The following is a 14,004-nucleotide window of genomic DNA, read 5'->3' as shown; positions in this document are numbered from 1 at the left end:
TAGATGAAAACAAAAACTATAATTGCCATAGTAATGGCTATCCTAATTACCATATTTTCATTGCAAAATGCAGAAATGACCGATATAAAATTTTTATTTTGGAAATTATCCCTGTCAAGGGTTTTAATAATTCTCGGAAGTTTTGCATTTGGTATTGTCGTGGGCCTATTAATTTCATTAAAAAAAAATAGATTACCCAAGTAAAAATCTAGATAAAAACAATCTAAAATGGCTAAAATTATATCTGTAAATTTAACATCAATTCCGGAGTGTATTAATGTTAGTGATAATATTAGTGATATTACTGTAGAGACAAAAATAGAATTTCATCCGTTAGATATTTCTTTAGGAATGGAATATTGTTTGCATGTTTATATTTATGATATTCATGGTGATTTAGACACACCTTTCGTTTTACCAAATTGGGATGAGAGCGATGTAAACCCTATTTCATTAGGAAGAAAAGATGATTATCTTGGCGGTAAAAAAACCATAATTACGGCAACTCCAGAAATTATGATATTTAAAACTCCAATTGCATTACATTTAGGTCATGTAAACAGAGATACAAATTATATATCAAGAAAATTGAAAGCTTTTACAACGATAACTCCTGCTATTAGTAGCGCTTCAAAATGGTCAGAACCCTTTACCTCTCAAATAATTCACTAATTTTTTAATCTTATGAAATTATCATTTACAATACAACCACAGCGTTTTAAAGTTATTCATGAGTTACCAAATGCTTGGACAGATGAAGACTACAAAAAATTGCTTGACATCATGGATTACGGAGATATTTCTGATTTAAACTCTAAAGAATTAAAGGAAATGTGCCTATTATCACTATCAGACAATGAACCGGTAGACGCTGCTAATCTGATCTTAACTTATCTTTTTGAGGAGCAATTAAACTCAGGTCAAATAGATAATCTTTCAAATGAAATAATAGAAGAGAAGCTTTGGGAAGAATATGCTGATTTGTCTTTACATGAAGCACTATTCAATGCCACACAATTGCTTTACGAGGCTTACAATGGTAAATTCCCCCATCCTGAAGCCGTTTTAATTAATTTTGATATAATTCCTGGCGATACCAAAAATAAAAAGTCATTAACCACTGATATTGAAGCTAATTTAATTCGGTTGCTAGCCGATGCAATGCCAGAGAATACATTACTCAAAAGACTTTTTGAAAATCAATTAAAAGGTGAAGATTTTCCAGATGCAAAAGATATAATTTGGCAGTATAAAAAAGAGTCTAAAGATGGTGACAAATATCAACTAGAAATCATCTCTTCTACGTATTGGTTTCATGATTTTAAATATGTAGAAGATTACCAAACAGAATTAACGCATATTGAAGCGTAAGTACTTTGTTAAGATTTAGAAGAAAACAAAGCCTCTGTAAAAAAACTGAGGCTTTGTTTGTACAAGTTTTCTAGTCTTTTTTTTTTAGAATTAAATCATCTATCTAGAAATACGCTAAGCTATAATCCCTTTTCATATAACATAAAATTGATTTTTTAATAACCTGCTCTGTAAGTTTTAGTAAAGTAGGCATAACCTCTTCTTTTTAAGTACATGCTACATTAGCATAAGATTTAAAATATATCATAAAATTCTAATGGAGGATAAACTTTCAATAATTATAAGTACCTACAATTCTGAAGAATGGTTACAAAAAGTAATTTGGGGCTATAACCTTCAATCCTATAAAAATTTTGAAGTGGTAATTGCAGATGATGGTTCTAAAGAAGCTACAAAACATCTAATAGATGAATTACGAAAAGAAGTTTTCTATGAGATACGCCATGTTTGGCACAAAGATGATGGATTTAAAAAATGCAAAATTTTAAATAAAGCCCTTACTGTTTGTTCTTCAGAGTATATATTGATGACAGATGGTGATTGTATTCCTCGTAAAGATTTTGTACAAGTACATTATGAGAATAGGCAAAAAGGTTATTTCCTTTCTGGTGGCTACTCCAAACTTCCACTAGATATCTCACAACAAATTACAAAACAAGATATAGAGAATCAAAATTGTTTTAATCTAAAATGGCTTAAAGAACAAGGTTTACCTAAAAAATTTAAAAAGAAAAAATTAGGTAATGATGCGGAAAAAGCCAAGTTATTCAATAAAATAACTACAACCAAAGCATCTTGGAATGGTCATAACGCTTCAGGATGGAAAAAAGATATTCTTTCGGTTAATGGTTTTGATGAACGCATGGAATATGGTGGCGAAGATCGAGAAATGGGACATCGTTTGTTTCATCGAGGAATTAAAGGAAAACAAATTCGATACAGTGCTGTATGTATACATTTAGACCATGAAAGAGGGTATGTGACCAAAGAAGCCATTCATAAAAACAAGAAAATACGAAAAGAAACAAAATTTTCTAAAAGCATTTGGAGCCCTTATGGCATAATGAAATAACTATTTAACAACTTTTTCTAATCTTCGTAGCTCTTTGTATCCTTTATAGCTCCCTAAGGCATTGAGGTAACAAATAGTAAATCCTTTTGTACCGTCTAAGAAGCCTAATCTTATAAAATACCTTTGTAAAAATTTCCATATTGGATTGAAAATCAACATTATATAGACAAACTTTTTTTTCTTTTTATACTGTTGTAAAGCTTTCATTTTTCCATACTTAATAATCTTGTCTTTATAATCTTCATGGTTTTTATAACAATAATGAATCAACTTTTCTTTCATAAATCCAATTGCACCTTCAACCTCTAATTTTTCATGGACCAATCTTCCTTCATCAAAGCTTACACAACTTCTTTTAAATAGACGGATGTTCTTATCTGTTTGTGTTCCACTAAATCGCATAGGAGAAGTTTTAAACATGAAAATTCTATAGAACCAATACGCATTATGATGCTGCTCAGAATTAATACATTGTAAAATTTCACTTTGTAATGAGGGGCTTACTTCTTCATCTGCATCGAGAAACAAAATCCATTCATTAGTTGCTTTTTTTAATGTATAGGATTTTTGACTTGTAAAATCTTTAAAGGGATGTTGCTCAACTTCAACTTTAGGATGCTTCTTTAAAAACTCATAAGTGCCGTCTGTACTAAAAGAATCTACTACAATAACCTCGTCTGCAAATGCAACTGAAGCAATACATTTTTCAATATATCCAATCTCATTATAGGTGATTATAAGGGCTGATAATTTTACTTTCCTCTTTTGATCCATATTTAGCTTTTAAAAATTGAATATACCTTGACAATAAGCATTTTGGTTTTTCCCAAAATATTTAGGTAGCTATCATTCTAAAGCGAAATACGTATATATGATGTACATAAAACCTCTATACACTTAAATTTCATCTTTTCTTAACCTTATCAATAACTCAAAGAGTTTTTAATAAAAAAAAGAGACTTGTTTTAAATAAATTTTATTGAGAATTATGCTTTTGAGGGATCAATCACAAAAGTTGTGTGTGAATTGAAATAGGAGTTCGATCTTTGCAATAAAACGATCTTCCTTGGAACTATCTATAGACCTATTAAAGCTTATACTACCTGAACTATTACTAACCCACTTCGACCTAGTCACCCATAAAACGGAAGACGGTACGCTCCATTTATCTTTTGAAGAAAAGAAGGACACCCCTAAAGAAGAAAAACATCGCATTTTAATAGCCCATGGTTTTCATACAGAGATAGTAGTCCAAGACTTTCCATTGCGGGGAAAGTCAGTTTATCTCCACATTAAGCGACGCCGTTGGCTTGATAAGCGCACTAACGAAATAGTGCAAAGAGATTGGGATCTGGTCGCACAGGGAACACGAATGACCATCGAGTTCGCTGCTTTTTTAAAAGTACTTGGTCGATACTAAAGCTTCGGACTGCCGCACCATAGGCCATTTCTATGGGGTCGACGGAAAGAAACTCCAGCGACAGTACAAGGATTATCTGAGCGATTTTAAAGATTGGGATCAAAAGGGACATGCCAAACAATGGCTCATCTTTCCCGAGAATATCGGGCCATATCTGTCCATTGACGAAACGGCACTCTCCAAAGGGGAACTCTACACGATAATCACCAACAAAAAGGCCAAGGGCAGGAAAGGATCTATAGTGGCCATATTCTCCGGCACCAAGGTGGGACCGATTATAGAACAACTAATGAAGATATCGGCAAAGGAAAGGGCCAAAGTCAAGGAGATCACTATGGATATGGCAAACTCGATGAAGACCATCTCCAAGAAGTGCTTCCCTAAGGCAATACAGGTCACCGATCGCTTCCATGTACAAAAACTTGCCCTAGAGGCGCTTCAGGATATCCGGATCAAACACAGATGGGACGCAATAGACCTGGAGAACGAACAGATAAAACAGCCAAGGGCAAAGAACAAGACATTCGTCCCAAAAGAATTCAATAACGGAGATACAAGAAAGCAACTATTGGCCCGCAGCAGGTATTTAATGTACAAAGCTCCAAATAACTGGACAGAGAACCAATACATAAGAAGCAGGATATTGTTCGATCAATATCCCGATATAAAGATTGCCTTCGACCTAGCCCAAGGACTCAGAAACATATTCAATACGGCAACGTCCATAGAGACCGCCTATACAAAACTCGCACATTGGTACAAGGATGTAGAAAACACAGGATTTAGGGCGTTCAACACCATCGCAAACACCATAACACTCAACTATAGATCTATCCTGAACTATTTTATAAACAGGAGTACAAATGCATCGGCAGAATCATTCAACGCTAAGATAAAGGCATTCAGAAGTCAATTCAGAGGTGTTAGAAATATAGAATTCTTCTTATTCAGATTAACTAAAATATTTGCATAAACACAACAATTGAGCCTGATCCCTTTTGAGCCTTTACACTTGAGCCAAAATATGGAATTCGATACTTTTATAAAGACAAAAAGCTTCTGTTTTCACAGAAGCTTTTTTGTCGGGGTGGCAGGATTCGAACCTGCGACCTCCGCGTCCCAAACGCGGCGCGATAACCGGGCTACGCTACACCCCGAAAATGATGCCCTAAAACATCCTTATTTTCGGACTGCAAATATACAACAATACTTAACATAACAAACTATAATACCAAAAAAAAGACATCTATTTCTAGATGTCTTTTTTATTCCTATTACTTAAGGCCTATCTGTACAAGGTAAAATGACCTACATACTGTTGTTTATCAGCATCATTAGCATTTACTACGTACCAATAATCTCCTGTTGGTAATTCATTGCCTTCATACATTCCATCCCATGTTTTTATTTGATCTAGGACAGCTACTACTCTACCGTATCGGTCATAAATTTTTACATCAATATATGGAAAATACTCCCGATTATATGGCGCCCAGGTATCTCCTTTATCATCACCGTTAGGGGTAAAGAAATTAGGGAATTCTACCATCGAATCAAAGTTAAACGGTATTTTCACTAAAGCCACACAACCTCTTTCATCTTCAACACGCACATCTACAGTAGCATCTACAATAAGATTAAAAGTATTGACACTTCCTTGAGACTTGCCTTGGAAAGAATATTCATAATTTCCATATCCACCTGTTGCAATTGCTGTGATTTCATCTGGTCCTGTCTTAGTAACCGATAATGTTAATGGCATATATTCATCAATCGTGAAACTCACTTGATCCATACACCCATTACTATGGTAAATATATACCGTATGATCTCCTGCTGGTAAATCTCCAAAGATTCTTGTACTTGTAGCCAGTGTCATATCATCAACGTCTAAGCTAAACAACAACTCTGATAGTATTGATGTATCTGTCATTTCTACAGTCACCGTACTATTTGGGAATATTCCTTCACAACCGTATTGTGGTATAGCAACAGATTCTAGATTTACTCCCAGTCCAATATTAACAACTCTCTCTGTAGTACAGTTATTAAAATCACGAACATATATGGTGTATGATTCTCCTCCTTGTAAATTAGGAAATATTAAGTCATCATTTCTTACAAATCCTTCTGTTGGATCTGCTGGGTCTGGTAAAGGAATATTGATACCTTCTATTCTTGTTTCATAATACCGAGCAAAAGTAAGTGCATCTGTGAACGGTGTACCTCCTATGATGGTTAACCTAGCTTCACCATCATATGCATTTAGGCAAATCTCTGGTTGTGTTACCACATCAGAAATTGACAGCACATCTGGCTCCGTTATGGGTGCTACCATAACCAATTCACCACACCCTTGTGTATCTTGAATTAAGATTTCATAATCTGCACCGGCAGCTAAATTCTCAAAAGTATATACTCCAGGGTTGCTAGGATCACTAAAGAATTCGTTGTAATTAGGGTTAATTGCAAATTGTAACAAACCTTCACCTCCACTAGTTACTTCAATGGTAATCGTACCATTATCATCCCCATTACATAAGACGTTTGTTGTTATAATGTTATATACAATTGCTTCTGGTCTACTAATTACTAAAGGTCCTTCCACATCATAACAGGTAAGTCCGCTAGTTACCGCAATGTAGTATGTACCATCTGCTAAACCTTCAAAAGTACCATCTGTTTGAGCTGCTCTAACAACAGTAGCCGCTGGATCTGGATTAAACCCTGTATATGGTGATCCTGTTGGTGTTGGGTTCCCTAAATACAAGGTATACATTTCATTACCAACTCCTCCAGAAGAGAATGATTCAATTCTACCATCATTCTCCGTGGCACACGATATATCATCAGGTAAATTAGCGACTAAATCAATTGCTTGCGCATCTACTAAAGTAATCCCTTCCGAACGTAAACTGGTACAAGCACCTGCTCCACCAACTTTACGAACATCATATTGATAAAAACCTTGGCCTCCATCAATTAAAACAGAAGTTCCAGACATTGGAGTAAAAGGATCTGATGCCGCTGCATCAATAGAACGGTATTCATAGGTAAAGCCTACTTGAGGATTCTCTACACTCAATCTCATTTGACCATCGCCACCACAACCCGGTGCGGTAACTTGAACTAATTTAGGATCTAATGGTGGTGGTGCAATAACATAATAAGGAATAGAAACACCTACACACTCGTAACTAGAAGAGACTTCTATTGCATACCAACCTTCACTTATAAATCCGCCAGCTACCCCATCAAAAGTTGGTGTATCCTGTAAACCACTCCTTGAAAGTACGTCTGTATTATCATCACTATTTAAGTACAGCAATTGGTATTTATATCCTGCTCCTGGAACACCTCCGCTAGCACCAGCCGTAGCTGTATCACTAGTTCCTGTGGTGGTATCATAAGCTTCTAAAACAGCATCATTACCATCTGGACAAACTAAACCTTGTGGTTCTCTAATTCCTACAATAATAGGATCTACAGGTGCCAAAGTAATTTCAGAGAAGTTAGCACATAATTCTACATCTTGTATTTCTACACGATAATCTCCACTTGGTAAATCTGTAAATTCATTTGCAGTTCCATAAGCTACCACTTCAATATAAGTATCTGAACCAATAGTTATAGTTCCTGTTGCATCTTTTCTTAATAATCTATAGTTGTAAGGAGAAGAATCCCATCCCCCAACACCAGTGGCTACAATTTTCCCAGTATTATCAGTACAACTTACATTATCTATTTCAACCGTTGAAACTAATAATGCTCCATTAGGCGTACGAATATTAGTAACATTACTGTCATCTATACATTTAGGGTTATCTATAGCCCTTACTCTTACATAGAAATTTCCTCCTGGCAATCCTGTAATACGCGCATCATCTCCACTAACATCTGGAAAATCAACAGTATTAAAAGTACCGTTAGCAATTGAAGTTGTTTGTGTTAAATCATCACTCCTGTAAACATTATATTCATATTCACCCGTATAATTGATAACACTAATGAACAATTCTCCATTAGAATCTCCAAAACATTGTACCGGTTTTGCTTCAGAAATTGTTGCTAGTGGATTTATTGGATCTACCACATCATGTCTTGGTAATGGATATAAACATGTTGTAACATTATCTCGCACTACAAATAAATATTCCCCAGATGCTGGCAAATTGATATCTACAAATTGATCTGAACCTGAATTTGTAACATCGGCAACAGCAACTGCAGAAGTAGTTTCTACAGTAAAATCATTGGTACCTGTTACGGTAATTCTAACCGTTTCAGGGTCCTCACAATTTAATGGAGATAACACAACCAAAACACTTTGCACTTCTGAAGGTGGTGCTATAGCTGGCAATGTAAACTCATCTCTACACCCGTTACCGTCTATAGCATATACCGTTATTGTTTGCGTAGATCCATCATCAATAATTTCAAAAGTATTTGAATCTTGATAATTTTCATATCCAGTGATGCTATACTGATAACCACTACCTACTGTACCCACTTGATCTATAGCCACTGTGATTACAGAAGAGCTAAAACGATTAGCGCCAATCTCACAGGTAAATGGTGTACTTGTCGCTGAAATTTCAAATATAGCTGGATTTGTTATCGTAAATACACTTGAAAGCGTACTACAATTGCGAGCTGAAAGTACTTCTACTTGATAAGTGCCTTCTGACAAAACATTAAATACGCCATTCGTGTTTGTTTGAACAACGGCATTGGTTACTGTATTTCTTAAAATATAATCAATTGGGCCATCTACATCAGTACCTGCTTGTAAAATAATTGTGATGCTACCATCATTTGAATTATTACAACTAATATCTTCCGAAAATTCAATATCGATTACCGGAGGAACAGCGATATCTAAGTTTACAGGTACTAGTGTTGTACATAAGCGTGTACCATCTCCAACAATATCGTCTGTAATTAACACTAGATATTCTCCTGGACTTTGGTTTACAAAAACTCCTGTTGTGTTTATTGGAGTACCTCCAATTGGGTTTCCTAGGTCATCTTGTAATTCAAAGGTAAAATTACCACTACCTCCATTGGTCTCTATGGTTATCGTACCATCATTATTATTACATATTGGTATTCCAGTGAATTTTCCTGTTCCTGATAAGAACTCATAAACATCTGCAGTACCTGTTCCTATACACCCATTAGCATCTACTACGCTTATAGCATAAGAACCCGGTGTATTTACTGTATAAAGTGCTTCCCAAACGTCATCGACAGCGTTGTACACTCCAAACTTTTCTTCTCCATTTAAGGTAAAGTTAGGCGTATCTGTAGCTCCTGGCATAGTTACCGTAATATCAAATGATGAAGCCGAAGCAGCACATTGATTATTTACAATAGCAATTGGCGCTGGTAAAGGCGGTTGTAACAAAATAATATCTTCCGATACATTAAACGTACAGCCTCTAGAATCTATTACCCAGATATCATAGGCAATACCCGCTATACTACCTTGTAATACTGCAGTAGTTGCTGACGTAAAATCATCTGAATCATCAGTTGGTGTTAAAGTACCATCTTTATCCGGAGGAGTTCCCGCTGGCACAAAAGCGTAACTATAAGGTCCGCCTGCACCACCACTACCACGTACCGTTAACTGACCTAATGCATTACAGTTTGCTGGTATATTAGAAACAATATCAAGATTTGGCGTGTTTAAAATAACATCTATAATCGTGGCATCTGTACACGTATCACCATCAGTTACCCGTATGGTATATCTTCCTGGGACAATATCAAAAAAGCCTAAATAATCTGTTCCTGGCGTTGCAGTAGGTGCAGTATCTGTCTGTAATACAGCGTCAGTTAATGGATCTATTAAGTCTATGGTTATAGGTCCAACAAAATCAGATACTGTAAATTCTGTTCTACCATTCCCTGCATCATCACAAAATGCTGTAGGAGATGTTGCCCCAATACTTAAAGGACTTGCCCCTTCTGTTGGTGGAATTTCCTGAAAATAAATACATCCTGTTCCTAGATCCGTTACTTCAACAGTATATGTAACTCCAAATTGTAAGCCCGTAAATTCATGTCTCCTTGGTGGATCATTAGGAGTAATTGGTGCTGATGTATCACTAGTTAGTCTGATTAAAAAGTTTGGTCCTACTCCTCCAATTATAGAAACAGTATTCGTAAAACCTGTAACACTACAACTTGGTGGAACAGAAATAGGATCAGGAACCACCGTTAAATCAATTTGAGAAATGGTAACTGCATCAACATCACTACACCCTAAAGCATCTACCGTTCTTACCGTATAATCCCCAGCAACTAATAATGGACTAGATATAGACTCTACTGTACTTGTTGTTGGTCCTACTCTTAAAATTTCTACACCAAAACTGTTATATACAATATAGGTGAATTCTGGAGTTCCGTCTGTTACTGCTGTAATTTCAATAGTTCCAGAATTTTCTCCTGAAGGATTACATGTGGTATCTGTTGATGAAACTGTAGCATCTGGCGCTGCACTTATTGCTGCAGGGATAAGTACCGAATTTCCTAAAGTAACACAACCTCTTGCATCGCGTACGGTATAACCATAATTGGTTCCTGCTGTTAAACCAGTATATACGGTTTGAGAAGAATAGGTTCCTGTATTTCCAAAATCAATTTCAAAAGGAGGTATCCCGCTTGTTGCATCTGGAATAATTTGTACCCCACCACTATCTGGATCTCCACAACTTGCTGGAATTACCGTATGCGCTGCTATAATATTTGCTGGATCTTCAACTACCAATGGTTCAGAAACAGCTACACAAGCTTCATTATCAGTTACTCTGAAAATATAATCTCCTCCTGTAGTTACAGGATATAAAAATGAATTTGAAGTAAATGGTTGGAAAGCTCCAAACGTAGCTCCATTATCATCACTCACTTGGTATTGTTTTGGCGATGCATTAGCTAAATATCCATTAGAAATATTTACGCGAATTTCTCCTGGCGCTCCTCCACAAGGGATTTCCGTTTCTACAGCAATACTCACTCTTAATTGTGCATTGATGGTAAGTTGAACGGTATCTGTACAGTTATTTACATCTTTTACTTCAAAAGTATATGTACCTGGAGTTAAGTTTGTGAAACTTGGACTCGCTTGATACGTGCCATTATTAATTCTATATTCATAGCTACCTCCTCCTCCAGTAGCTGCTACCGTAGCAGAAGCTCCTGCAACTGGCTCATAACATAAGCTAGACGATGCTATTGAAATAGTTGGTGAAGTAAGTGGCGTTAATTGAAATTCAAATGTTGTGGTACACCCTTCTGCATCTTCTACAGACAAAATATAAGGTGTAGTTGGCGTTGATGCCTGTGTCAAGTTTCCAAATGTTCTATTTGAAGTAGGCCCCACCGTTGTTCCATTAGGACGCTGTAAGGTATATCTGTAACTACCCCATCCTCCGGTTGTATTTGCTACTACACGTCCAATGTTACCATTAGCACAACTCATAGCCGTTACTGTTGGTGTTAAGGTAATTGCCGCAGATTCTTCTACGGTTACAGAAGCGGTATCTGTACATCCTGTATCGCCATCAGTTACCGTAATCGTATACGTTCCTGCGCCTCTAGAAGAAATATCTACTTGCGCAGCACTTTGTAAAGCACTTACAGGCTCAGCATTAATTTGATACGTATAATTAGTACTGAATCCATCAATAATGAAGGCGCCACTACCATCACCAGCACCATTACACACTTTTAAATCTCCTCCTGCTTTTGCACGAGCTCTAATTGAGCTGATAACTACGGGAGTAAAACTTTCGGTATAAATACAACCATTAGCATCTGTAATTCTAAACGTATATGTTGTAGATGTACTCAACCCTGTGAACGTATCACTACCACCATTATTTACAGTACTAGGACTTATAATGCTATAATTTGCAATTGCTACTGCACTCGTAGGCGTTAATTGAAGATCTGTTGTTCCAGAAGCACAATTAATATTACTTTGAAGAAAATCTAAATTTGTTGGCGGATCTACTTGATCTATTACTATTGGAGTCAGTTCTAATCTACAACCGCTATCATCTCTAATTATAGGTGTATAGGTTCCTGCTGCTAAATCAGAAAATAATGGTGTAGTCGTATAATTAACTCCGTCTACACTATATTCATAACCACTACCAGAACCTCCACTTGCTGTTCCAAATTGAATACTACCGCCATCGGTGCCTCCTATACCATCACAGGTTTCATCACCTAATTTTGTTACGGTCCCTGCTATACTCGCATCACTTGTTACGGTTACTGACGGTAAAGTCATCGTACACGAAAAGCTTCCTTGCTCATACCTAACTTCTAAGTTATTATAAGTGCCATCTACTACAGAAATCTGAGTAGAAGCTACCCAAGGATCTGATGGTTGTGTTCTAAATGATAAATTATACCCTTTGGCATCGGTTACATTGAAATTTATTTTAGCTCCTCCATTGGTACAGGTACCATCTACCCCTGAGGCCGAAACTACGGGAGGCGTTAATTCTTTTACGTTTGCTGAAGCTGTTATGGTACAACCATTGGTATCAGTAATTAAAAAATTGTAATCACCTGAAGCAGTAACCGTATACGTTGTTTGTCCTGTATATGTTGGGCTAACTGCTGCTGCTCCATTTACGGTAAAGGTATATGGTGCGGCACCTCCAGAGGTACGCACAATAATATCTACACTGGTAATATCTGCACAGCCAAAACTACTATTCACTTCGGTGGAGGCGGACAAAGCTACCAAGCCATTTCCTATAACTATAGGATTTCCACTCGTATCTACATCTTGTCTAGGAGCTGCAATACCATTTGCTGGGTCTGCCTTACACTGTTGTGTTTCTACTTGCACACTATAGGTACCAAAACCTACAGCAGCAAAATTGTAAGTATCACTTGCTATAAAAGATGTAAATTCCTGAGGGAACCCACTACTATCTAACAAGGTATATTTATAAGGACCAGGAACATCATTAACTTGAACCGAGATACTACCGTTTTCTCCAAAACATTGCGCATCAACTACTGTAACATCAATATCTATTTCTTTAGATTCAATTACAATTGGCTCATACGGATATTCACAGGTATTTGGTGTATTTTTTAATCTTGCTTTAACAATATAAGTACCCGGAATTAAATCATCAAATATTGCACCTTGCCATGCGCCAAATCCGCTACCGTCATTAATGGCATATTCATAAGCACTTGATAAGTTGGTAACTTGAATTCTACCAGCAACCCCACAAATATAATCGCGTTTAACATAAGTCTGACTAATGGTACTTTTCTTTACCTTAATATAATAAGGTAGTCCCCCATTAACTCTTACCCTAAATTCTGCTCCTGTTCCTGCTGGAACTGAATTTGGATCTATAGTTAATGTTGGAGATGTTCCCGCAGGAACCCATGCTGTGGAACAGGTATATGTTGGGCATTGTAAATCCGCATTAAAACTAGGACATGAAGCCACCGTTAATCTTTCCCATAGATAAGAACTATACGCTTGATCTAAAGCAATTACGCGCGTATCAAAATTACCACATAGATTAAATCGAGCTAGCGTAGCCCCATCATTTGAACAGGTAACCGTTTCATCTGCATTTGCAATAATTGTAGCAAAGAAAGGTGCCGCAGCAAGAGCATTTCCTGTTTGTTCAGAATTAAGTTGTGATTGATTCTGTTCTTGAGTTTTCTTTTTTGTAAAACTTTCTTCAATAGAAGAAACAATATTCGCAGAAAATTCCCCGATATAGTTAAAAATTTTGGTCTCAGCCAATAGTGAAGAAAAGACGAAAAAGAAAACAAGTAGCACTAAAAAGTACCAAGATTTTCTTGATTTTTTGAATGACATAGGTTACGTAGGTTATTTGTGAAAATTGTAAGACTTGGGATCAACAATAATCTTATGTGTAATTATTTTTACTTAATATTTCTTTTATCTTTAAAATGAACTTATATTCCTTATATATAACTTAAACGTCAAGGTATGAAAAATAGTATTGTTTGCATCTATTTTATCGTTGTAACGCTTAACAAGTCTTACGGTCTAGGATAGAAAAATAGCGTAGACTCGCTATATTAGATAATGTTACTTATCGATAAAGCATTTGTTTCA

At 36.3% G+C, this 14,004-nt stretch carries 8 protein-coding genes and 1 tRNA gene; 6 read left to right on the top strand and 3 right to left on the bottom strand.

All coding sequences use genetic code 11. From position 1 onward, the window contains the following. Positions 1–3 precede the first annotated feature (3 nt). The 4 genes from CELAL_RS22865 to CELAL_RS13995 all read left to right on the top strand — a co-directional run bounded on the left by CELAL_RS22865 (position 4) and on the right by CELAL_RS13995 (position 2,443). Positions 4–204 carry a lipopolysaccharide assembly protein LapA domain-containing protein gene (locus CELAL_RS22865; RefSeq protein ID WP_013551554.1) on the top strand — a complete coding sequence of 67 codons (201 nt, stop codon included), beginning with the start codon at positions 4–6 and terminating at the stop codon, positions 202–204. Between the two features lie 24 nt (positions 205–228). Further along, the gene (locus CELAL_RS14005; RefSeq protein ID WP_013551553.1) at positions 229–672 is read left to right on the top strand and encodes a hypothetical protein; all 444 of its coding nucleotides are present in this window, start codon (positions 229–231) and stop codon (positions 670–672) included. 12 nt (positions 673–684) lie between these two features. Then, positions 685–1,371 (top strand): hypothetical protein, encoded by a 687-nt coding sequence (locus CELAL_RS14000; protein ID WP_013551552.1) that lies wholly within the window; start codon positions 685–687, stop codon positions 1,369–1,371. A gap of 256 nt (positions 1,372–1,627) precedes the next feature. Then, the gene (locus tag CELAL_RS13995) at positions 1,628–2,443 is read left to right on the top strand and encodes a glycosyltransferase family 2 protein (protein ID WP_013551551.1); all 816 of its coding nucleotides are present in this window, start codon (positions 1,628–1,630) and stop codon (positions 2,441–2,443) included. On the opposite strand, the gene CELAL_RS13990 is transcribed toward CELAL_RS13995, so the two are convergent. Next, positions 2,444–3,217 (bottom strand): glycosyltransferase family 2 protein, encoded by a 774-nt coding sequence (locus tag CELAL_RS13990; RefSeq protein WP_013551550.1) that lies wholly within the window; start codon positions 3,215–3,217, stop codon positions 2,444–2,446. 292 nt (positions 3,218–3,509) lie between these two features. Between CELAL_RS13990 and CELAL_RS13985 the strand changes: the two genes are divergently transcribed. Both CELAL_RS13985 and CELAL_RS13980 read left to right on the top strand, forming a co-directional pair. Continuing rightward, positions 3,510–3,863, top strand: a complete 354-nt coding sequence (locus CELAL_RS13985; RefSeq protein WP_013548879.1) for an ISAon1 family transposase N-terminal region protein — start codon at positions 3,510–3,512, stop codon at positions 3,861–3,863. Next, positions 3,850–4,836, top strand: a complete 987-nt coding sequence (locus CELAL_RS13980; RefSeq protein ID WP_013551549.1) for an ISAon1 family transposase — start codon at positions 3,850–3,852, stop codon at positions 4,834–4,836. Before CELAL_RS13985 ends, CELAL_RS13980 begins: the two co-directional genes overlap by 14 nt. 109 nt (positions 4,837–4,945) lie before the next feature. On the opposite strand, the gene CELAL_RS13975 is transcribed toward CELAL_RS13980, so the two are convergent. Together CELAL_RS13975 and CELAL_RS13970 are read right to left on the bottom strand one after the other, a co-directional pair. After that, positions 4,946–5,020 (bottom strand) — tRNA-Pro (locus CELAL_RS13975). Positions 5,021–5,148: 128 nt separating this feature from the next. Next, a complete protein-coding gene (locus CELAL_RS13970) occupies positions 5,149–13,740 on the bottom strand; it encodes a T9SS type B sorting domain-containing protein (RefSeq protein ID WP_013551548.1) in 8,592 nt (2,863 codons plus the stop codon). Between the last annotated feature and the right edge of the window lie 264 nt (positions 13,741–14,004).

This window comes from Cellulophaga algicola DSM 14237 (assembly GCF_000186265.1).
GTDB lineage: Bacteria > Bacteroidota > Bacteroidia > Flavobacteriales > Flavobacteriaceae > Cellulophaga > Cellulophaga algicola.
Note: the sequence above shows the minus strand (reverse complement) of the source record. Positions and strands in the feature narration are given on the sequence as shown.

What these genes read in the sequence shown, in the direction of transcription:
- CELAL_RS22865 (WP_013551554.1), top strand. Translation starts at nt 4, where the DNA reads ATGAAAACAAAAACTATAATTGCCATAGTAATGGCTATCCTAATTACC.
- CELAL_RS14005 (WP_013551553.1), top strand. Translation starts at nt 229, where the DNA reads ATGGCTAAAATTATATCTGTAAATTTAACATCAATTCCGGAGTGTATT.
- CELAL_RS14000 (WP_013551552.1), top strand. Translation starts at nt 685, where the DNA reads ATGAAATTATCATTTACAATACAACCACAGCGTTTTAAAGTTATTCAT.
- CELAL_RS13995 (WP_013551551.1), top strand. Translation starts at nt 1,628, where the DNA reads ATGGAGGATAAACTTTCAATAATTATAAGTACCTACAATTCTGAAGAA.
- CELAL_RS13990 (WP_013551550.1), bottom strand. Translation starts at nt 3,217, where the DNA reads ATGGATCAAAAGAGGAAAGTAAAATTATCAGCCCTTATAATCACCTAT.
- CELAL_RS13970 (WP_013551548.1), bottom strand. Translation starts at nt 13,740, where the DNA reads ATGTCATTCAAAAAATCAAGAAAATCTTGGTACTTTTTAGTGCTACTT.